Consider the following 21,111-nt stretch of genomic DNA (forward strand, 5'->3'; position numbering starts at 1 on the left):
GCGGACCACGACCTGCGCCACTCGCGGGAGAGGGCCGCCACGATCACGGCTTCCTATGCGCGGATATTCCGCGCAGTCCGGCCAGTTGGCCGAGCGGTGGGGCGAGGACGAGGTGCTCCGCCTCCTCGGCACTGACCGGCTCGGCGAAGAGGTACCCCTGGCCGAACGGGCAGCCCATGGAGATCAGCGACTCCTGCTGCCTCACGTCCTCCACTCCTTCGGCGATCACAGTGAGGCCGAGCGTGTCTGCGAGATGCGTGATGCCCTCGACCAGGGCGTACTGCTCGGGCGAGCGCCCGAGTTCGTCGACGAACGACTTGTCGATCTTGAGTATCGAGATCGGAAACTCCCGCAGATAGCTCAGCGACGAGTAGCCCGTTCCGAAGTCGTCGATCGCGATACGGATACCGAGGTCGGTGAGCGAACTCATCTCGGCCAGAATCCGTTCATCGTTGTACATCAGCACATTTTCGGTCAGCTCCAGTACGACGGACGACGGTTCGACACCGGAAAGCTCCAGAGCGCGCCGGATCACGTGGTAGAAACCCTCGTCCCGGAACTGACGCGGAGACACGTTCACGCTGACGTAGGGAGCGCTGTGGTCGGCCGTTCTCTCGCGCAGCACGGAGTTCTCCCACCGGACCGCCTCGGCCGCGGCCTGGTCGAGCACCCACGCTCCGAGCGGAACGATCTGCCCGCTCTCCTCGGCGAGCGTGATGAACTGTTCCGGTAGCACCATGCCCTGCGTGGAGTGGGGCCAGCGAACGAGTGCCTCGAAGCCGGCGATCCGCCCGCTGGCCAACTCCACGATGGGCTGGTAAAGCACCATGAAGGAACTCTCGATCGGCGAACTGTCCAGCCCTTCCTGCAACCTGGCACGTTCAGCCATGCCGCGCTGCAGATCCGGGTGGTAGCGGCGCCACTGGCGCTTGCCCGCCGTCTTCGCCGCGTACAGCGCGAGATCGGCATGCGTCAGCAGTTCGACCGAGTCGACGCTGTCCTCCGTCGTCGCGACGCCGATGCTGGCGTACGTGCTCAACGGCCCCACACTGAGCCGGAACGGTTCCGCGAACACGGACATCACGTGTTCGGTGAACCGCTCCACGCCCGTCGGCGTGGCGGAGCCCTCCACCAGCAGGGCGAACTCGTCGCCGCCGATGCGCGCGGCGGTGTCGGAGGCACGGACAGCGGTCTGCAGCCGGAGCGACAGCGCGACGAGGAGTTCGTCGCCCACACCGTGGCCGTGTATGTCGTTGACGACTTTGAAGTCGTCCACGTCGAGGAAGAGCACGCCCACCACCGTGCCGTCGCGCTGGGCCTGCACGAGGGCGTGGTTGACCCGCTCCTCGAAGAGCACGCGGTTGGCCAGGCCGGTGAGCGAGTCATGGAACGCCTGGTGGGTGAGTTCGCGTTCGAGCTTGCGCTGTTCGGTCACGTCCCGCAGGGTGAGCACCACCCCGCCGACGGTGGCCTCCTTGCGCAGGTCGCTCCACCTCACCTCGACCTCGATGGTCGCCCGGTCGGCGCGGACCATGCGCCAGTGCTCGCTCCTGGTCTGGTACTCGTGGCTCCGTATCCGCGCAAGCGTCTCGGCCACCGCGCGGCTGTCCTGCGGGGGCACCAGATCGACGATGTGGGCCCCCTCGAGGTGGTCGACGCCGAGCATCTGGTCGGCGGACGGGCTGGCGTAACGGACCCGGTCGTCGTCGAGGATCAGAATGACGTCGGAGGCGTTCTGCACCAGTGTGCGGAAGTACATCTCGCTGTTGCGCCGGTTGACCTCCTGGGCGAGGGCGACCCGCGTCACGGCGAGTGCCCCCTGCGCGGCGAGGGTCGCCAGCGTTTCGCGGAGCACAAGCAGCTTCCGCTCGTCCCCGGCCACGATCAGTGCCCCGATCAGCGGATCGCCCGACGGGTGATCCTGCGAGGTGAGCGGGCAGACCAGCGCATGGCCGGTGCGGGTCGGCTCCCCGGCCCGGCCCGTGAGGTAAGAGGTGAGCTCGGGCCCCACACCGTCGATCGTCACCAGGCGGGTCCCGTCCGACGCCATCAGTTCCCGGACCGTTGCGGTCACCGGCGCGGTCAGGGGGCCTCGTACGCCGCCGTGCGTCCGGTCCACCCAGAGCGTGTTGTCCGGCACGGTGAGCAGCGCGGAACGCGGCGGGCCGTGCGGCATCAGCTCCGCCACCGCGGAGAGGACGGCAGTGGCCACATCCCGCAGATCGCCCGCCCCGCCCAGCGACGACACCGCCTTGCGCAGCACCTTCTCCCGCCCCACTGCCCGCCGGTGGGTCGCCGCCACGCCCGACAGGCGGTACAGCACGAGGACGAAGAGCACCGCGGAGAACACCCCGATGACACCGACGTCGGCGTTCGCCCCGCGTACCGCCTCCGTCAGGAGGATGGCCGGCGCGATCAGCGACGCGACGGTGAGCAGGCTCAGCCGGCTCATGCCGGTCTCGCCGTGCCATGTCACCGGCTGGGTCAGCGACCGCATCGACGGATGGAGCGCGGCGGCCGCCCAGGCGCCGTACAGGACGGCCCAGCCGAGATCGACCGCGGTGCCGGTGCGCCAGGTCCCATGCAGTTGTATGAGGCCGTATGCCACGTCCGCCACGAGCAGGGCGAGGGTGCCCGTGGTGAGCAGGAGGAGCGAGAGGCTCTTGCCGCCCCGGCCGGCGAGCAGGCGCAGCAGCATCGCCAGGACGAGGATGTCGCCGAGCGGATAGGCGATGGAGAACGCCTTCTGTACCCAGGTGAGACCCGGGACCTGGGAGTAGGGCTCGATGAGATAGAGCCACACCAGCAGTGCCAGACCGACCGTCAGCGTCAGCGCGTCGACGAGGCTCGCCCGGTCGCGCCACCCCGTGCGCCAATGGACGAAGCCCAGCAGCCCGGCCGCATAGAGCGGATATGCCGCGAGATAGAAGCCGTCATGGATCGACGGAAACGGCAACTGTCCGGCGTGCGTCTCGATGAGGACGATCTGGGTGGCTTGGCCCGCGGCAAAGGCGAGATTCCCAGCGGCGAGCAGCAGCCAGGGAAGTCGATGTGCCGGGCGGTTGAAATAGACGCCCAGGCCAATACCGATGACGCCGATCGCTCCGATCACTACGAAGATCAGCCGCTGTTCCGGAAATATGTAGTAGAGCGCGATCAGCACGACGACGCATACGCTCACGGCGACCGTCGCGGCCTGGCTTCGCGGTCGCTGGTTCACCCCAAACCCACCTCCTGGCAGGGCCAGTTGTCGGGTGGACCGGGCTGGGTGAACGGCACCGGACGTCAGCTGTCATCCCGAGGAGTCGGGCTGACGGCTGAACGGGGAGAATTCTCCGGCCGGTCTCAGCCCTGGTCAACTGGGAACGCGTCCGGTATACCCAGTAAAGGTATACTCGCTCGCTCGCTGAAATCGCGGCTTTCTTGCTCCTTGCCGCCGAGACGACGTGTCCTTCCTCCAGCTTACCCAGCTCGGAATTTCCCGCACGCGCACGGGGGACACATCCCGCGTCGTTCCGCGAGCCACCCCGTTCCGCGCGTGGCCGAAGGCCCGGACCGACATCGGTTCCGGGCCTGCGCCGCTCCGTGGTGGCGCCGGACACTGGTTCGCCGTCGGTGCGGACCGGTGCGGCCCGTGAGGGCTGAACACGGCGTGCCGTTCAGTCGTCCGGCTGGCAGCGTGGACACCACACCGTGCCGCGGCCGGCCATGCGGGAGCGGTACGGGGGGAGCCGCAGCGGGGGCGGGCCGGGGCGGGGTCGTCGCGGTGGCCGGTGGGCCAGGAGTCGCGCGGCGGGATCCGGCCGGCGGTGACCGCGGAGCGCAGGGTGCGCCGCAAATGTGTGCAGAGGCGACGGCGTGCGTTCGGCTTCGGTGAGGTCGCTCGCCCGGCGGGTGGGGTGCAGTCCCGCACGCCACAGGATCTCGTCGGCGAGCGGATTGCCGAGTCCGGCCAGGACGGACTCGTCGGTGAGGTCGGTCTGACGCGGCCACGGTGGTGCAGGAGCCGTTCGACGCAGGGGTCGTCGGCGAGCCACAGCCCCCGGAGTTTGCGCTGGTCGCGGTAGCGGAGCCGACGGCCGTCCCCTACGGTGAACAGGACGCGGTCGTGGGGCCCGGCCGTCTCGTCGGGGTGGCCCCAGACCAGCAGGCCGGCCATGCCGAGACCGAGCACCGCGAGCCGCAGCCGGTCGGCGCCGCCCCGAGGCGGCCCGGGGGGGCAGGTCGTCGACCTGATGGCCGCGCTCAACGCCTCCGTGGAGCAGGCCCGGGCCACCCGCGGAGAGAGCGGTGAGCACGCCACCGTCCACGAGATGCCCCGACCGAAGAAGACGGCGGCCACGAAGACCGCCGAGAAGAAGACCCCGCCCGCAAGACCCGCAAGGACGGCTGACCGGTCCGCGGCTGCGGATACGCCCGGTGGGCGGCCACCATCACCGTGTGGGCGGCCACCTGCCGTCCGCCCCCCTGCCCCGTCCGCCGACGGCGGACGGACCCGGCGGGTCATAGGCGGGAGGTGCGCCCAAGTGGTGCGCGGGGTTCGCGGCGGGGCTGGATCCGGCCGGTGAGCAGGATGAGGCGGGCAGCCCGGTGGCGCTGCCCGGCCTTGGGGGGGCCAGGAGTTGCAGCATGTCGGTGTCGTCGGGGCCGCCGCGGCCGGTGAGGACGTAGCCGATGCGGCCGGGCAGGCGGAAATCGCCGAGGGTGGGGCGTCGGGGGCCGCTGGAGCGTCGCGGGCCTCGGCCGCACCGGCCCTCATCGCCGCTGGGCCCGGCCCGCGCGGCCACACCACCGCCGGCGACCGCTGCACGAGCGCCACCGCCGAGCTGGAGGTGGGGGTCGCCGGCGGCACGACCCGGCACGCCGTGCACGTCAACTCCCTGCTGCTGCAGAACATCCTGAGCGAGGAGTAGTGGCAGAAGCGGCTCACCGGCGCCGACCGGCGGGCCCCTGTCCCCGCTGTCCTGGACCCATGTGAACCCCTACGGCCGGTTCGAGCTGGGCATGAACTCCCACCTGGACCTCGCCGCTGCGGCGGCCACGATGCCCGGCCCTCGCACCGCGCCCGAGGCGGAAGCCGCCCGATCTGCGGCGGACAGTGGGTCCGGGTCGGCCGCCCGAAGACCCGCCCGCCCGGCGTCGCTCCCGTCAGCTGGATCGTTGACCGGGTGGGGGGCCGGGCCGGGGAGGGGCCCGAAGCCACCGTGCTCGCGGACCGCTCGGTTCGACTACGCGTCGCGCCTGTGCAGCAGCAGGCTGCCGACCAGCAGCGCGGCCGCGGCCCACGCGGCGAGTACGCTCAGGCCGGCCCATGGGCCGATGGGCAGCTCGTGCAGATGGACGGTGGCTTGGATCGCGAGCCCGGCGGTCATGGGCGAGATCTGCTGGAGGTGGCGCTGCCACTCCGGGTCGTTGATCACCTGGGTGACGACCGGGAAAAGGTAGAGCAGCCCGAGCACGATCCCGATGGCGCTCGCCGCCTCCCGTACCGCCGTCGCCACGCCGAGGCCGATCAGGGCGATCAGGACGAGGTAGAGGACCGAACCCACGGCCGCGCGCAGGGTCGGGCCGTCGGCCAGGGACAGCGGGGCATAGCCGCGGGCCTCGGTGAATCCGTTGCCTGGCAGGATGTAGCGGCCGGCAAGGAGCGAGGCGAGGACGGCAGCCGTCCCGGAGGTCAGGACGACCGTGGCGAGGACCGTCGCCTTGGCGGTGAGGACGGTGAGCCGGTTCGGCACCGCCGTGAGCGTGGTGCGGATCATCCCGGTGCCGTACTCGCCGCTGACGGCCAACACCGCCAAGACGGCGATGACCGCCTGCCCGACGGTGACGCCGGTCAGGGCGAGCTTGACGGCGTCCTGGCCGCACCCCGCATCCGGGCACTTCACGGCCTTGGCGGCGCCGCAGCCGACGGCCACGGTCAGCGCGACGGCGAGCAGGAGCAACCTGCCGATGTCCCCTGCGGTGCGCAGCTTCGTCCACTCCGCGCGCAGGGCGCGCCCGAAGTCCCCTCGCCACGCGCCGTCCGCCGTCGTGAGTCGTGCACCGCTCAGGAGACTCATACGTCCCTCCTGCGCAGCCGCACCACAGCCGGACCGAAGGCGAGCGCGGCGTATCCGCACAGCACGGCGAGGCCGGCCCATGGCTCCAGCGGGTAGTAGCCGGTCGACGGCTCGTACACGCTGAGCACCTGCGCGTACCGCGGCAGGGTCTGCTGGATCGCGAAGCCCGCAGCCGGGGTCACCCGCAGCAGCCACTCCGAGGCGCCCGGGGGCAGTACGCCGGAGGTGGCAAGCAGGAAGGGCAGCACGATCGACGCGATGACCAGGGCGACCGCCGTGCCGCTGCGCCGCAGCAGGGCACCGACGCCGAGAGCGAGCACGGCGGCGGCTGCGCAGAGCAGGCCGGTGCCGGCCATGACGCGCACTTCGGTCGCCGACGTGACGGGGAAGACATGGAAGCCCCTGCCGCGCGCGCTGCGTTCCCCGATGGGAAGAGTGATCGCGGCGGCCACCAGGCCGATGGCGAACGCGACGCCCCCGGCCACCAGTGCCTTGGCGCCAAGCACCCTGCCCCGCACGGGAGTTGCCGCCATGGTCGTACGCAGCAGACCGCGCCGGTACTCGCCGGTGATGAAGACCGTGCCCACGGCGATCACCACGATCAGCCCGGCGAAGGTGCCGACGAGAAAGTTCTCGACGGAAAAGCCGACGCCCATGACGGGCCCGCCGACGACCGGCGCGATGTCACCGGCCCCGGTCACGATGAACCCGCCGTCGTTGGTCGGGGTGAAGCCGCCCTTGGTGGTGTGGGAGTAGCTGCCGGAGGTGCCCGCGTCGCCGCCCACCTGTGTGCCGCTCCACGCGCTCTGGGACCAGTCGCCGGTGAGGGCGGGGCGGCCGAAGGCGCCGGTGGCCACGGCGGGGCTGAAGCCCGTGCCCGCCGCGGTGTCCTGCTTCGCTTGCGGTGACGTGGCGAAGAGCCCGGCCTGCACGGTGCGCGCAAGCCCTGGAAGCTTCGCATGGCCGACCTCGGTCCAGTGGGAGCCGTCGGTGGAGGTGGAACCGGTGAGGATGTCGCCGGAGCGGACCAGGCGCAGCCAGCGCGGGGACTGCCGGGTGACCTTGCCGGAAGGGCCCGCCGTGTCGTGCGTGTACTCGTACTGCATGCGCACACCGTGGCCGCCGGTGGCCATGACCGCCGCGTACGGGGATCCCTGGGTGAGGCTCTCCTTCACGATGATCCCGGCCTTCGCCCAGGGCTGGGCGCCGTGGGCCGTCTTGCCGGTCCCGGTGTCGGCCACACCGGTCAGCGACCGCAGCGGAACGGTGAGGGTGCCGTCGCCGGTGAGCGTCTTGCGGACGAAGTAGAAGCTGTCGTTGACGGCCTCGCCGCCGGGGCCCTTCGGGTACGAGGAGGACTCGGCGCCGCGACCGCCGGGGGCGGGGGCGGCCGTGCCGAGCAGGCCGACCACGATCGTCACCAGGAGCGCCCCCGCCATGGCGAGGACCCAGCCGCGTACCGTACGGAACTTCGTCCACTCGGCGTGCAGCGTCCTGAGGAACCCGCCCCGCTCGGCGCGCGTCGTGGCCGGGGGGCGAGGCGTGAGGGTGTCGGTCATGGCGTGACCTCCCCCGCCGGGATGCCCCGGTACTCCACCGCGTCCCGGGTGAGCTCCATGTACGCCTCTTCGAGCGTCGCCCGGTGCGCGGACACCTGGGCGAACGGCACCCCGTTCCGGGCGAGCAGGGCCACGATCTCCTCGTCGGGCAGGCCTGTGACGCCGAGGGTGTCGGGGCCGGTGGCGAGCACGGTGGCACCCGCGCCGTGCAGGACCCGGGCGGCGCGCGGAGGCGTGGAGGTACGCAGGGTGACCCGGCCGCCGGACGCCTCGGCAAGCAGTTCGGACACGCTGGTGTCCGCGACGACCCGGCCGCGGCCGATCACCACGAGATGGTCCGCGGTGTCTTCGAGTTCGCTCATCAGGTGACTGGAGACCAGAACGGCGCGGCCCTGCCGGGCCAGCGTCGACAGGAAGCCGCGCATCCACACGATGCCGTCGGGGTCGAGGCCGTTGAACGGCTCGTCCAGCATGACGACCGGAGGGTCACCGAGCAGCGCCGCCGCGATCCCCAGTCGCTGGCGCATGCCCAGCGAGAAGCCGCCGGCCTTGCGCCGGGCCGCCGTGCCCAGGCCGGCCTGTTCGATGACCTCGTCCACCCGCCGAGCAGGCAGGCCCTGTGAGTGGGCCAGCCACAGCAGGTGGTTACGGGCGGTGCGGCTCGGCTGCAGCGCGGAGGCGTCGAGCAGTGCCCCCAGATGCCGCAGCGGGCGACGCAGGGTGCGGTACGGCACCCCGTCGACCAGGGCCTTTCCCTCCTCCGCCGCGTCGAGGCCCAGGATCACGCGCATGGTGGTGGACTTGCCCGCGCCGTTCGGGCCGACGAAGCCGGTCACCCGTCCGGGCCGCACGGTGAACGTCATCCCGTCCAGAGCCAGCTGGGGCCCGAAGCATTTACGCAGACCGATGACCTCGATCGTCGCCTTCGTACTCTCATCGCTCATGGCCCCACCCTGTGACGGAGCGAGTTACAGGGGCCGAACGGCCATTGTCATCTCGCTGTTAGGCGCCTCGGCTTAGCCTGGCCTGGTACGTGTCCTGGTGCGATGGCGAGAGGGGAGCATGCGGATGACATGGGGTCCGCCCCGACGGCCCGCGGGCCTGACCGCCCGGCTCGGCCTGCGCCGTGGCACTGCCCGCACCCGCTTCACCGCCTTGTACGTGGCTCTGTTCCTGCTGTCGGGAACGGCGCTGCTGGCCATCGCGGCCGCAGTGGCATCCGGCGGATCGCGCTCCAGCCAGACCGCCCCCGATGGCGGCACCGATCAGCCCGCCACGGCGGCACAGGCGCAGGGCCGCATCGACGCGCTGGAGCAGCAGCTGGCCCAGGCGCACGACACCCAGTCCCGGCAGATCCTGATCGGCTCCGCCATCGCTCTCGGCGTGATGGCGGTGATCTCGGTCGGCCTCGGCTGGTTCATCGCCGGCCGGGTGCTGCGCCCACTGCGCGTGATGACAGCGACGACCCGCCGGATCACCGCCGACAGCCTGCACGAACGCCTGGCCATCAGCGGCCCCGGCGACGAGGTGAAGGACCTCGCCGACACCATCGACGACCTCCTCGGCCGCCTGGAGGGCTCCTTCGACGCCCAGCGTCTCTTCGTCGCCAACGCCTCCCACGAGCTGCGCACCCCACTCACCACGATGCGGGCCTCCCTGGACGTGGCCCTCGCCAAGCCGGGCCCGGTACCCGAGACCACGGCCACGCTGGCCGCCCGGATGCGCGCCGAACTCGACCAGGTGGACCGGCTGCTGGAGAGTTTCCTCGTCCTGGCTCGCACCCAGCACGGCGAGTTCACCGACTCGGCGCGCCTCGCCCTCGGCCAACTCGCGGTGACCGCCCTGACCGGACGGGCAAAGGACATCGCGGCCAAGGGCCTGACCGTGCGTGAAAACCGGATCGACGACTCCGCGTGGGTGTGGGGCAGCCGGACGCTGCTGCGCCGCGCGGCCGACAACGTGGTCGACAACGCGATCGCGCACAACGACCCCGGGGGCTGGATCAGTGTCGCGGTACGGGCCGAAGGAGACGACGCGGGCGCGGTGTCCCTCGTCGTCGAGTCCAGCGGGCCGGTCCTCGACCAGCAGCCGGTGGCGGAGCTCACGCAGCCTTTCCGCCGCCTTGGCGCCGACCGGACCGGCACCGGCCGGGGCAGCGGCCTCGGCCTCTCCATCGTCGCGGCCATCACCCAGGCCCACCACGGCACCCTGGACCTGCGGGCCCGCCCCGACGGCGGCTTGCGCGTCACCATCACCCTCCCCCGTACGGACGGCAGGGGGATGGCGGAGTCCCCCGACACAGAGATGGGCGCGGCGCGTTGAGAGTCCTGGTGGTGGAGGACGCCCGCCCCCTCGCCGAAGTCATCGCCGAGGGACTGCGCGACCAGGGCATGGCCGTGGACGTGGCCCACGACGGGCTCGGCGCCGCGGCCAAGCTGGACGTCAATAGGTACGACGTCGTCGTGCTCGACCGCGACCTGCCAGGCATCCACGGCGACACCCTCTGCCAAATGATCACCGAGCGGGACGGCCGCGTGATGGTCCTGATGCTGACCGCCGCCGACTCACCCGGCGACCGCGTGAGCGGCCTGATCCTGGGCGCCGACGACTACCTCGCCAAGCCCTTCCACTTTCCCGAACTCGTCCTTCGCATCCGTGCCCTGGCCCGCCGCCGACCCGCCGCCCGGTCCCGCACCCTGCGCGCGGCGGGCATCGAACTCGACCCGATGCGCCGCACCGCCGGCCGCGACGGCCACCAACTCGACCTGTCGGTCAAGGAGTTCGCGGTACTGGAAGCACTCCTGAACGCGAGCCCCGCCTTCCTCAGCACGGAGGACCTCCTCGAACAGGTCTGGGACGAACACGCCGACCCGTTCACCAACACCGTCACGGTGACCATCAGCCGCCTGCGCCGCAAACTCGGCAACCCCCCGGTCATCTCCACCACACCCGGCGTGGGGTATCGGATCATCGAACCAGCCGTCCCACCCGACTGAGCAATCGACGGGGCCGATGGCCACCCAGCACGGCTTTGACGAGGCACTTTTGTAGCCTCCGGTCGAGGCGCGCACAACGGTCCCAGCCTCGACACCTCCCGGTGACCTCACCTGGCACACCCGAGTCCTGCGTCGATACGGATCCGCAGGGAGCGCAACGCCTGCCTGAGCTCTGCCGGTTCGATGTCTGTGATGTCGGCGTCGAAAGTCAGGAGCAGTCCTGCCAGACCTGCCCATGACCACGCACCGAGCGTGAGTCGGCAGCTGGAGTCGGTTTCGTGCTCGACCATCGACCCGCCGGGGGCGAAACGGGCGACGATGGGTGCAGGCAACGCGACGAGAGCCGACCCGCAACATGGCCATTCCGCCAGAGTGTCGCCGCGGTCGTGCGTGCTCATGACGAATGCGACCGGATCGCCGTACGGGACGTCGCGGCGGTCGAAGGTTCTCCCCGTGGGCATGCGCGGTTCGAGGCGGTCGACGCGCATCGCGCGCCATCGGCCCGCGTCCGGTTCGAACGCGACCAGGTACCACCGTGCCGCCCACACGACGAGGCCGTGCGGTTCCAGCGTGAGCGTCGCCCGTTCGTCTTCGCCGGTGCAGTGCACACGAACGACGTGCTGTCGGTTGATCGCGCCGCCGATGACGCGGATGATCTCGGCATCAATGGGTGCTGCAGGGAATTCCCAGTAGTTGCGCGCCGCGGAGACGCTGAACGACTCGGTGCGGATACGGCTGCGGGCGGGCATCGCTTGCTGCAGCGTGGCGAGGGCGCGTGCCGAGTTCTCGCGGATACCGGAGAGGATCGTGGGGACGGTCTGGAGCGCCACGGCCGCGGCGACTGCTTGGTCCTCGTCGAAGACGACCGGCGGCAAGCGGGTGGCGCGGCCGAGCCGATAGCCTCCGCCCACCCCGCGCACGGCCTCGATCTCGTACCCGAGCTCTCTGAGTGTGTCGATGTCGCGTCGCACGGTCCGAAGGGAGACGCCGAGCCTTTCGGCGAGCTCCTCGGCGGTCAGGGTGGCGCCGATACCGAGGATCGACAACAGCCTGAGGGTCCGCGCGGAGGTCACAGCCATGATCCCCCCGGAAACCGGTCATTCGATGGCAACTATAGCTGTGACCCTGGCCGGCATGACCACTCCGCAAACATCCCGAGAGGGCACACGTGCCCCCGACGCTTCTCCCGCACCCCTGTCAGGCGCAGGTGCGAACGTGGCGCTCCTGGTCGTGCTGTTCGGCTCCTTCATGGACCTCGTCGACGCGACGATCGTCACCGTCGCGGCCCCGGCGATTGCCCGTGACATGGGAGCCGGGGACGCTCAGATCCAATGGACGATCGCTGCGTACACCCTCGCCCTGGGCGCGGGACTGATCACCGGCGGACGGCTCGGTGACCAGTTCGGCCGCAAGCGCCTGTTCATGACCGGGCTGGCCGGGTTCATGGTCACCTCCGCGCTCTGCGCGCTCGCCGTCACTCCTGGAACGCTCATCGGCATGCGCGCCGCACAAGGACTGACCGCGGGGATCATGGTCCCGCAGGTGTTCGGGGTGATCCGAGCATCGTTCGCGCCGGCAGAGCGTGCCAAGGCATTCGGCGCCTACGGGGCGGTCCAAGGGCTCGCCTCGGTGGCAGGCCCACTACTGGGCGGACTCCTCGTCGAGGCCGACCTGTTCGGTCTGGGGTGGCGCACCATCTTCTGGATCAACGTCCCCGTCTCGATCCTCGCCCTCGTCGTCGGGGGGAGGGTCTTGCCGGAGTCCCGTTCCGCCTCCACCGCGCGACTCGACCCCGTGGGTGCCCTATTGGCGGCCTCGGGCATCCTGCTCCTCCTGCTGCCGATCATCCAAGTCGAGACATGGGGATGGACCGCGGGCAGCTACGCCCTCCTGGCGGCCGGAATCGCCCTGCTCACGATCTTCCTCGTATACGAGCGCAGCCTCTCCATCCGCGGGGGCGAACCCGTCTTCGACCCGGCCCTGCTCAGGAATCGCGCCTTCATCATCGGCCTGAGCGCATCCGTGCTCTTCTTCGGCGGTATCGGATCGTTCTTCCTCACCCTGTCGGTCTACCTTCAGCTCGGCACCGGCCGGACCGCGTGGGAGACCGGCTTGGTGATCCTGCCCTACGCCCTTGGCTCGATCATCACTTCGGGACTCGGCGTCGCTCTCGCCGCCAAGGCGGGCCGAGTCCTGCTCATCACCGGCTCACTCACCATCGCGGCATCTCAGCTCGTGCTCTTGACCGTCATCGGGGGCGGCAGCGACCCCGGATACTGGCTCCTCGCGCTCGGCCTGTTCATCGGCGGCCTCGGACTCGGTCTCGCCGCACCCATCCTCGTCAACGTCGTGCTCGCCGGTATCCCCGGACGCCATGCGGGCGCGGCGGGCGGCGTCCTTTCCACCGTCAACCAGATCGGCGGATCCATCGGCATCGCCGTTCTCGGAACGATCTTCTTCGCCGCCGTCACCGGACCGACGACTGATGCACCAGGACCGGCCGACTACGGTCACGCGTTCAGCATCGTCCTCGTCGCCACCGCGGTGCTCTACCTCGTGACCGGCCTCGTGATGCTCGCGCTCCCGAAGGCCGCGGCCCAGCATGCCGACCAGTGAACCCGTGCGGGAGGGAAGCACACCGCTTGACCGGTGAGCTCGGTCTGCAAGCCGGTCAACTCCAGCTCGTGAGCACCGACCTCGACGAAGGGGTTATGTGGCAGTGGAACGAAGGGCAGTCAACCCGGTGACGTGGCGGCGGAGAGGGGATTCATCCACGGTGAGCTCGTCTCCGGGCACACCCGTGCCCTGTACTGCTCCGGGCAGACCGCGATGAGCGGCGACGGCAAGCCTCAGTATGACGGTGACATGTCCGCACAGTTGGCGCTGAGCCGTGACTATCTGGAGGCCGTGCTCGGCGAGGCCGGCATGGCGTTCGTGCACCTCGTCCGGTTCAACGTCTACACGACGCCGATCTGCTGTTCCCGCAGTACGGCGTGTTGACATCGCGGTTGCGCGCCGCCGGGGTGGCACCGGCCACCACGATGCTCGGGGTGACACAGCCGGCGATCCCCGGCCAGAGGGTCGAGATCGAGGGTTCCGCCGTCGCGTGATGCGACCTCGCCGTCTCTGCCGCTCGTGCCGGTCGAACCGGCACGAGCGGCTGTCGTCGGCGGTGCTCGGGCGGACCCGGCCGAAACGGTTGGCGGACGGGGGGCCACTGACGGGACCGAATCCGACCGACCGCACCAAGCCGGGATCGAAGATCCACCTGATCACCCACCGGAACGGACGGCCCCTGTCGCTGGGCATGTCCGGTGCCAACAGGCACGGCAGCCTCGGCCTGGCACCGCTCGGGCGCGGGATCCCGCCCATCCGCTCCCGACGCGGACCGCGCCGTTGAGGGCGAGAGCGGCTACAGCCGCCGGGACGGGGCCGCCGGGCTGGCGGCGCGGCTCTACATCGACGACTGGGAAGGCTGGGAGCCGAACTCTGCATCCATCATCCGCACCGGCACCACGGTATCGACCTCGCGCAATGGCGCGGGACACGTCCCGGCCTTGATGCGCCCTGTCCACGAGCCCGCCGCAGTGAGCCTCGGCGATTCGGCCAATCGCCCTATCCCACCGCCCCGTTACGGCAGAAGGGTCCGTGCACTCACCACACGCCGACGCGCGCTCCATCTCGGGAATCCGGGGCGACCGAAATACACCAGTTCGATATCCCGGCGCAGTCGTTGAGCATCACGACCACGCCGGACAACTGTCAGGGGGACCGCGTTGACAACGGCTGCCAGGAACGCGCAACAGCCCACCGAGCCTCCTCACCCGCCGCCCGCGGAGATCACGTACCGCGGGCAGTACTCGGTCAATCCGCTCGCCGAGGTCTCCTTCCGGCGGATGTGCGCGCAGATCCCGGCCGTCCTGGGCCGGATCGCGCGGCTGTCGTGGCGGACAGACCGGCGGGCCGTGCAGCTCCTGCTCGGCTGCCAGGTGGTCACGGGCGTCTCTGCCGCCGTACTGCTGGCCGCCACGGCCCGCGCCATGGCACCGGTCCTCGGGGACGGCACCGCCGGCGAGCGGCTGCGCGGCGCCCTTCCGGCGCTGCTGGTGGTGGCGCTCGCCGCCGCGCTGGCACGCGCGGCGGGGGCGGTCGCAGCGTACGCCGAGCGGCGGATCACTCCGCGGCTGACCACGGAGACGGACACCGCGCTGGTCGAGGCGGTGTGCCGGGTGGAGGCCTCGGCCTACGCGGAGGACGGCTTCTCGGACCGGCACGAGGCGGCCGAGATGGGTGTGATCCGTACGCACGTCATGGTCACCGACGCCCAGCGGTTCCTGTCCGCGCTGATCCGCATGGTCACCGCCGGCGGCGTGCTGTCGGTGCTGAACCCGTGGATGCTGCCACAGCTCCTGCTCGCGGTGCTGCCGGCCGGCGTCGGCGCCATCCTGACCGCACGGGTCGACTACGAGATCCACTACGCCAACATCGCCGACCGCAACGTACGCGGCATGATGCGCTGGTGGGCGACCGAGTCGAAGTACGGCGACGAGGTCCGCGCCAACTCGATGACCGACTACCTCATCTACTGGTACCGGGCCCTGTCCGACCGGTGCGACCGGCGCACCCTGGCCGCCGCGCCACGGACCCTGCGGATCGCCCTGCTCTCCGCGCTGGCCGGCGGTGTCTTCCTCGTCGCGACCTGGGGTGCGCTGGCGTGGCTGGCGGTCTCGGGCCGGGTCGAGCTCGCGGTCGTCGGCGCCAACGGATCAGGGAAGTCCACCCTCACCCGGCTGCTGACCGGGATCTACCTGCCCGACAAGGGCAGGGTCACGTGGAACGGCACCGACCTCGCCGAGGTGGACCCCGCCACGGTGTGGGCGAACACCGGACTGGTGCCGCAGATCTTCGCCCAGTGGCCGCTGCGGGTCCGCGAGAACGTCACCCTCGGCCAGCCCCGTACCCACGACGACGCCCCCGTGTGGGAGGCCGTCGACGCGGTCGGCCTGCGCGAGGCCGTCGAGGACCTCCCCGCGGGCCTGGACACCCTTCTGGCCCGTGACGTCTTCGGAGGCTCGGAGCTCTCCGGCGGCCAGTGGCAGCGCATCGCCTGTTCGAGGGCTCTGTACAGGCGGCCGGGGTTGCTGATCCTGGACGAGCCCACCTCTCAGATGGACCCGCGCGGTGAACACCAGATCTTCGAGCAGATCAAGGCCATCGCCGCCGACCGCATCACGATCGTGGTCACGCACCGCCTGGAGAACACCAGGATCGCCGACCACATCATCGTGATGGAGCACGGCCGGATCACCGAACAGGGCCGGTACGACGACCTTGTCCACGGCGGCGGGACCTTCGCCGAACTCCTGGAACTGTCGCAGGACCGCTGAACCGCCTCGCCCCCTCGTCCCGGCCCGCCCCGGCGGGACGGGCCCCGTCAAGGAGGACTCCGTGCCACCATCCCTCGCCTTCCGCTCCTCGTACGCATCGCATCCGAGCCCGAGGTGCACGGCGTGAGGCAGACCGAACCCCTGCCCACCGCTGTACGACGCTGGGCGGAGCAGCGAATCGGGCCGGTCGTGGCCGTGTGCGACGCCTCTCACGACTGGCACCGTTCCCGGGTGTGGGAGCTGACCGGGGAGGGCGGGGCCTGCTGGTATGTGAAGGTCTCGCCGTCGGTGAAGTTCTTCACCCGTGAGACCAGGGCCTACCGAGGCGTCGTTCCCGCGCTCGGGTACGGCCGGGCTCCCCGACTTCTCGACAGTTGCGCGGACGACTTGGCCCTGCTGCTCACAGTGGCACCTGGTGCTCCGGTGCCGGGGCTGGGTCTGACCTCCGCCCAGTGGCGGGCCGTGCACGCGCAGGCCGGCATGCTGTGCGCCCGGCTCCACGAAGTCGGTGCACTTGACCCTCGCGACCGGGCGGAGGCCGAGGCGTCGTTGGCGGCTGCGGCCGACGGCGCGGAGAAGTACCTGGGCCGCGCCGGGGACCGGCTCACTGAGGGCGAGCAGCAGCTGGTCCGCGACTACGCGGCCCGGCTCCGCCGCGTCGGGCCGGTGCCGCTCGGCTACATCCACGGTGACAACCAGCCGCGGAACTGGCTGTGGTCTGCGGCGGGGTTCGCGCTCGTCGACTTCGAGCGAACCCGGCCGGCTGCTCGCGTACAGGACCTCGTCATCCTCGCCGTCACCGAGTGGCTCGACCACCCCGACCGCGAGCAGGCATTCCTCGAGTCGTATGGGCCGACACTCACCACGCCCGAGCGACAGGCGCTGCGCTGCCTGACCGCGCTGGACGCGGTCAACTGCCTGGCCTGGGGCCCGGACAACGGCCATCCGGAGGTCACCGCTCGAGGCCGGCGGACCTTGGACCGGCTCATGAAGGAGGACCGGCCGTGAGCGACGTCCACCGGAGCATCACGCACGTCATGGTCCTGCTCCAGCACCCAGCGGACGGTCGGGTTCTCACCGTCCGGCACCAGCCGCGTTCGTGGCACTCCCCCGGGCTGCTCACCGTCGTGGGCGGCCGGCTCGAAGCCGACGAGTTCTTCGACGAGGGCGCCGCACGCGAGCTCGCCGAGGAGACCGGCATCCTGATCGCCCCGGCCCGGCTGGAGTTCTGCCAGCTGGTCCACCTGCACGCCGCGGACGGGGAACGGGTGACCGGCGTGGTGTTCTTGGCCCGGGGGTGGGAGGGCGAGCCGTACAACCGGGAGCCGGGCACCCACAGCGAGCTGGTGTGGGCCGACCCCGCCGGCCCGCCCGAAGACTGCCACCCCTTTACCCATGAGGTGCTGCGCCACTTCGCCGCCGGAGTGCGGTACGCCAACGTCGTCGCCCCGGAACCGACCGGCGGAGGTGAGTCGCCGTGACGGTCGCCGCCCAGGCCGCGAAGGCCACCGCGTGGTCGAAGCCCGCCTTCCGGTACCTGCTCGGCAGCGACGCCGTGACCCTGTCCGGGTCGGCGGTGAGCACCGTCGCCCTGCCCGCACTGGCCGTGGTGGAACTGCACGCGTCCACCACCGAGGTCGCCGTGCTCGCGTTCTTCGGACAGCTTCCGAACGCGGTCGCGCTGTGGGCCGGGGCGCTGTCCGACCGGCATCCCAAGCGGCTCCAGATGATCGCCTCGGACCTGGCGGCAGCCGGTGCGCTGGTGACCATCCCGGCCGCCGCCCTCGCCGGGGCGCTCACCGTCGGGCAGCTGTGCGCGGTCGGCATCGTCCTCGGGGCGGCCAAGGTGATGCGCGACGCAGCGGCGATCAGCCTTCTGCCGGCTCTCGTCGACCCGGGTCAGCTCCGCGACGCGAACTCGAAGATCGGCGCGGTCTCCTCGGTGGCCGACAGCGCCGGCACCAACGCCGGGGCCGCCCTGGTCGGCGCCGTCGGCCCCGCCCCCTCCGTCCTTGCCGATGCCCTGTCCTTCGTCGTCTCCGCGGTGCTCGTCCGGCGCATGCGCGTTCCCGAGGCCGCCACCGTGCCCCGCGCTCGTACGAGGCTGGCCCGGGACATCGCCGACGGAGTGCGCTACGTCCCTCTGCAGAACCGTCCCGCAGCAGCGCGAGCCAGCCATCGACTCCTGGCGATTTTGGCCCCTGGACGCACTGCCTGGCCCGCTGTTCGTGCGAGCGCACAGTGCCTGACTGCGTGGAACCCGGATCTGCCGCTCGATCACCCGCCTGCCGACTTCCAGGCCTACCGAGTTCCCGGCCGCCCGTAGTGCGACATTCCACGCCCCACCGCGTTCGACAGGAAGGCACCGTACGAGCAGCCGACCGGGCACCCCGGCCCCATCCACACCCACCGCGTGACCTTGCTCGCCGTCCACGCCGCCGGGCTCCCTCATCTCTACCCGCACGCCGGCACCCGTGGCAGGCCTCACCGCCGACGCCCGACACCGGATCCTCGCCACCGAGTGGTTCACGCGCCTGGACACCAAACCCGTGCCCGACCCGCTGAGGCACCTGACGCCCTGATCCCCCTCGGACGGCCGGCAACGGCCGGAACTTCGCTGACCTCTCAAGGAGCGCCCATTGAAAGCACATCCGACGAACCTGCCGCTGTGGGACGTGATCGGCCGGCTCGCAGACCTGTTCACCAGCCTGGACTCGGAGCGCGGAATGACGCCGGAGCAGCAGTGGACGCTGCAGGTCCTCAAGCTCTCCGAGGAGGTCGGCGAGTCCGCCCAGGCCGTGGTCGGGGCCTGGGGCACCAACCCCAGAAAGGGACAGAGCCACACGTGGTGTGACGTTCAGGAAGAAGTGGCCGACACCGCGATCACCAGCCTAGTCACACTGCACCGCATGCTCGGTGACGAGGCACCCGCATTCCTGGCCGCCGTGCTCGCCCAGAAAGCCGCGAGGTTCCTTCCCCAGAGCAGCTGGGAGGAGGCATGAGCGGCATGAGGGGGTGAGGTGCGTGGTGTCGACAACCTCGGCTTCGGCGTGCAGCCACGTGCGGGCCGCCTCGGGCGTAGGGCTCGACGTGGGCGAGTGGGGAGGGGGGCACGGCAATCGTTGCCGTCGTATGGCACGGATGTGGGTCTCGACCGCCAAGGCCGGCTGTATCCCCTCACGGAAACGTCGCACCCCCTGCGCATGCCGCCCAGTCGGGACAACAAACCAAACCCCAGTGCTTCGGCTCAGCCGTTTGAGCCGCATCCCCCCATGATCGGTGCCAGCCGTACTACAGGTCGCATTCGATGCAGTCGATGTCGGTGAACTCCACCAGCAGATCCTGGGCTCGTCGGCCACGGTCCTTGCAGCCCGTTCCCTGTAGCTCCTCAGCTGCGATGATGCGCAGCTGTCGCTCGGTGGTGACCGGTTCTCGCCGCCTACGCCGGCCCCTGTCTCCCGCCGTTTCCATCAGCCGCGTGACCGGGCCGGCCACGCGGCTGGTTCAAGAAGGGCGTGCCGAGGGTGGGCAGGCCGGCCGAGGCGGCGCCTGGAGTTCGTCTGCTCCACCAGCGGCGACCAGCTGCACCCGGCGGCGCTGAAGGTCGACCGCGATGACCTTCACCGTGATCAGCCCGCCTTCATCGACAAGCTGATCCGGGGTCTCGGTCGATTCGTCAGCCAGCTCCGAGAGGTGGAGGAACCCCACGACGTCGCGAGCAAGCTGCACGAGCACACCAAATGGAAGGATCTTGATGATCGGCCCAGTGAGAAAGCAACCCACCTGATCCACGAACCGGATGAGTGGGTCCTCCTGCAGAGCCTTCAACGAGAGCGTGACCTGTCCGGAGCGCGTCTCTGTGATGATCACCTCAGCGGTGATCCGCTGGCCGGCTTCGACCGCCTCGGAGGGGTGGTCGATCCAGCCCCACGTCAGATCCGGCACCCGGATGAATCCGGTGCAGAAGCCGTTCGGCTCACCATCGAGGTGAACGAAGACCCCGAAGTCGTGGCCCCGGCGACCGTCCCGGTCACGACCTGCCCTCGTTCCACCGCGAGAAGGAAGGATCTCAGGGCCGGAATCTCGCACGCCCTGGCGGAGAGGTGGAGCTCGCCTTCGCGCCAATGGCCGATCTCTTCGGCGTCGATCTCCTGGCCGACCTCGAACAGCTCGGATGGATGGTCCACCCGGCGCATCGACACCTCATGCCCAGGGATCCGACCGATCTCGGCCTTCTCCCCTTCGGCATCCATGAGCTCCACCAGAACGTCCGCCCCGTCGAAACCGGTGACCTTCACCGTTCTCACGGCTCCCGGCCGGAGCTGATCGACCAAGGACCGCAGGCGTGGGTCAGCAACTGGCTCGGACACGCGGTCGAGCCTAGTCGAGGCCGGTCGGACTGCTCGACCAGGGTGCTCTTGCCGGACCGTTCGGCCCGGACAGACGGATGGCGGCGCCCTGCTTGATTCGGCACCGCCGCCGGGTCACGGCCGGCCAGACGGCGGGCAGCGACCGCGGCGACCGACAGCACGGCGGTGAGCAGCACCGCGTCGACGGCCGGGGTGAGCGCGTCGCCGAACACCGTGCCGCTCAGGCGCAGGAGCGCCGTGGGGGGGAGCATGAGCACCGCGGTCACGACGCCCTCGACGACATCGCCGTCGGGGGCCGTTCGACGCGCCCGCCGGTGAACGCCTCGGTGTCGGGGACTAGGTACCAGGTGGCGACGACGGAGCAGCCCGCCGCGACGGCGACGGTCACCAGCAGCAGGACGGCGACCGGCCACTGCGCGCCGCGGCACCCCGCACAGCGCGGCCGCCCCGAGGAAGAACGGCGCGGTCGACGCGAGCACGGTGAGAGCCGAGGCCACCGCCTTGGCCGCCGGCCAGGCGCCGGTCGGGCCGGGGGACCGGCGCAGCGCGTCGCGGCAACCGCGGTCCGCCTCGATGCCGGCCACCTGCATCGCCTCGCCGGTGGTGACGAGGGCGACCGCGGTGAACAGCCCGGCCAGCACGGTGCTGCTCAATTGCCGGAGTGAAGCGTCCAGTTGGACGGCGGCCCCTGCGCACGCGGCACCCGCGAGCATGCTGAGCCGCTGCAGCCGGGCCGT

The 21,111-nt window shown here is 70.7% G+C and carries 18 protein-coding genes and 3 pseudogenes; 11 read left to right on the forward strand and 10 right to left on the reverse strand.

Annotated features, from left to right (window positions below; genetic code table 11):
* Window positions 1-43: 43 nt before the first annotated feature.
* Complete coding sequence (locus A4V12_RS18295) at window positions 44-3,220, reverse strand: putative bifunctional diguanylate cyclase/phosphodiesterase (protein ID WP_064070433.1); 3,177 nt, start codon at window positions 3,218-3,220, stop codon at window positions 44-46.
* A gap of 439 nt (window positions 3,221-3,659) precedes the next feature.
* A complete protein-coding gene (locus A4V12_RS39970) occupies window positions 3,660-4,310 on the reverse strand; it encodes a hypothetical protein (RefSeq protein ID WP_434974780.1) in 651 nt (216 codons plus the stop codon).
* Window positions 4,311-4,622: 312 nt separating this feature from the next.
* Between A4V12_RS39970 and A4V12_RS36845 the strand changes: the two genes are divergently transcribed.
* Window positions 4,623-4,913 (forward strand): hypothetical protein, encoded by a 291-nt coding sequence (locus A4V12_RS36845; RefSeq protein ID WP_064070434.1) that lies wholly within the window; start codon window positions 4,623-4,625, stop codon window positions 4,911-4,913.
* A gap of 315 nt (window positions 4,914-5,228) precedes the next feature.
* Here A4V12_RS36845 and A4V12_RS18305 read toward each other — a convergent pair whose 3' ends face one another.
* The 3 genes from A4V12_RS18305 to A4V12_RS18315 are packed head-to-tail and all read right to left on the reverse strand — an operon-like array spanning window position 5,229 to window position 8,565.
* The gene (locus A4V12_RS18305) at window positions 5,229-6,062 is read right to left on the reverse strand and encodes an ABC transporter permease subunit (RefSeq protein WP_234372225.1); all 834 of its coding nucleotides are present in this window, start codon (window positions 6,060-6,062) and stop codon (window positions 5,229-5,231) included.
* Window positions 6,059-7,621: an ABC transporter permease subunit gene (locus A4V12_RS18310; RefSeq protein WP_064070435.1), complete on the reverse strand. Its 1,563-nt coding sequence runs from the start codon at window positions 7,619-7,621 to the stop codon at window positions 6,059-6,061. Before A4V12_RS18310 ends, A4V12_RS18305 begins: the two co-directional genes overlap by 4 nt.
* Window positions 7,618-8,565, reverse strand: a complete 948-nt coding sequence (locus tag A4V12_RS18315; RefSeq protein ID WP_064070436.1) for an ABC transporter ATP-binding protein — start codon at window positions 8,563-8,565, stop codon at window positions 7,618-7,620. The genes A4V12_RS18310 and A4V12_RS18315 overlap by 4 nt, the downstream gene beginning before the upstream one ends.
* Before the next feature lie 124 nt (window positions 8,566-8,689).
* On the opposite strand from A4V12_RS18315, the gene A4V12_RS18320 reads away from it, so the two are divergent.
* Complete coding sequence (locus tag A4V12_RS18320) at window positions 8,690-9,943, forward strand: sensor histidine kinase (protein WP_234372226.1); 1,254 nt, start codon at window positions 8,690-8,692, stop codon at window positions 9,941-9,943.
* Window positions 9,940-10,617 (forward strand): response regulator transcription factor, encoded by a 678-nt coding sequence (locus A4V12_RS18325; RefSeq protein WP_199831316.1) that lies wholly within the window; start codon window positions 9,940-9,942, stop codon window positions 10,615-10,617. Before A4V12_RS18320 ends, A4V12_RS18325 begins: the two co-directional genes overlap by 4 nt.
* A gap of 107 nt (window positions 10,618-10,724) precedes the next feature.
* On the opposite strand, the gene A4V12_RS18330 is transcribed toward A4V12_RS18325, so the two are convergent.
* The gene (locus tag A4V12_RS18330; RefSeq protein WP_199831317.1) at window positions 10,725-11,690 is read right to left on the reverse strand and encodes a helix-turn-helix transcriptional regulator; all 966 of its coding nucleotides are present in this window, start codon (window positions 11,688-11,690) and stop codon (window positions 10,725-10,727) included.
* 142 nt (window positions 11,691-11,832) lie between these two features.
* Here A4V12_RS18330 and A4V12_RS18335 point away from each other — a divergent pair, with 142 nt between their 5' ends.
* The 8 genes and pseudogenes from A4V12_RS18335 to A4V12_RS18365 all read left to right on the forward strand — a co-directional run bounded on the left by A4V12_RS18335 (window position 11,833) and on the right by A4V12_RS18365 (window position 19,006).
* Complete coding sequence (locus A4V12_RS18335; RefSeq protein ID WP_234372227.1) at window positions 11,833-13,233, forward strand: MFS transporter; 1,401 nt, start codon at window positions 11,833-11,835, stop codon at window positions 13,231-13,233.
* Between the two features lie 103 nt (window positions 13,234-13,336).
* A pseudogene (locus A4V12_RS18340) lies at window positions 13,337-13,727 on the forward strand (RidA family protein).
* Between the two features lie 101 nt (window positions 13,728-13,828).
* Window positions 13,829-14,014: pseudogene (locus A4V12_RS38070) on the forward strand (IS5/IS1182 family transposase); the annotation flags it as partial.
* A 499-nt stretch (window positions 14,015-14,513) separates the two neighbouring features.
* On the forward strand, window positions 14,514-16,004 hold the full coding sequence (locus tag A4V12_RS18345) for an ATP-binding cassette domain-containing protein (RefSeq protein WP_107415434.1): 1,491 nt from the start codon (window positions 14,514-14,516) through the stop codon (window positions 16,002-16,004).
* A 123-nt stretch (window positions 16,005-16,127) separates the two neighbouring features.
* Window positions 16,128-17,012, forward strand: coding sequence for a phosphotransferase (locus tag A4V12_RS18350; RefSeq protein ID WP_234372228.1), 885 nt, complete (start codon window positions 16,128-16,130; stop codon window positions 17,010-17,012).
* On the forward strand, window positions 17,009-17,485 hold the full coding sequence (locus A4V12_RS18355) for an NUDIX domain-containing protein (RefSeq protein ID WP_079137120.1): 477 nt from the start codon (window positions 17,009-17,011) through the stop codon (window positions 17,483-17,485). The genes A4V12_RS18350 and A4V12_RS18355 overlap by 4 nt, the downstream gene beginning before the upstream one ends.
* Window positions 17,482-18,330, forward strand: a complete 849-nt coding sequence (locus tag A4V12_RS36850) for an MFS transporter (protein ID WP_064070441.1) — start codon at window positions 17,482-17,484, stop codon at window positions 18,328-18,330. The genes A4V12_RS18355 and A4V12_RS36850 overlap by 4 nt, the downstream gene beginning before the upstream one ends.
* A gap of 313 nt (window positions 18,331-18,643) precedes the next feature.
* Entirely contained in the window at window positions 18,644-19,006 is a 363-nt protein-coding gene (locus A4V12_RS18365) for a MazG-like family protein (RefSeq protein ID WP_234372229.1), read from the forward strand.
* Here A4V12_RS18365 and A4V12_RS39975 read toward each other — a convergent pair.
* The 4 genes and pseudogenes from A4V12_RS39975 to A4V12_RS37570 all read right to left on the reverse strand — a co-directional run.
* Window positions 18,896-19,127, reverse strand: a pseudogene (locus A4V12_RS39975) (hypothetical protein); the annotation flags it as partial. The gene A4V12_RS18365 and the pseudogene A4V12_RS39975 overlap by 111 nt on opposite strands.
* 381 nt (window positions 19,128-19,508) lie before the next feature.
* Window positions 19,509-19,949, reverse strand: a complete 441-nt coding sequence (locus A4V12_RS38885; RefSeq protein WP_234372230.1) for a S1 RNA-binding domain-containing protein — start codon at window positions 19,947-19,949, stop codon at window positions 19,509-19,511.
* On the reverse strand, window positions 19,937-20,311 hold the full coding sequence (locus tag A4V12_RS38890; RefSeq protein WP_234372231.1) for a hypothetical protein: 375 nt from the start codon (window positions 20,309-20,311) through the stop codon (window positions 19,937-19,939). Before A4V12_RS38890 ends, A4V12_RS38885 begins: the two co-directional genes overlap by 13 nt.
* Complete coding sequence (locus tag A4V12_RS37570; protein ID WP_159028885.1) at window positions 20,308-21,027, reverse strand: hypothetical protein; 720 nt, start codon at window positions 21,025-21,027, stop codon at window positions 20,308-20,310. Before A4V12_RS37570 ends, A4V12_RS38890 begins: the two co-directional genes overlap by 4 nt.
* Between the last annotated feature and the right edge of the window lie 84 nt (window positions 21,028-21,111).

Origin of the sequence: Streptomyces noursei (assembly GCF_001646665.1) — a bacterium.
In the GTDB taxonomy this organism is placed as follows: Bacteria; Actinomycetota; Actinomycetes; order Streptomycetales; family Streptomycetaceae; genus Streptomyces; species Streptomyces lavendulocolor.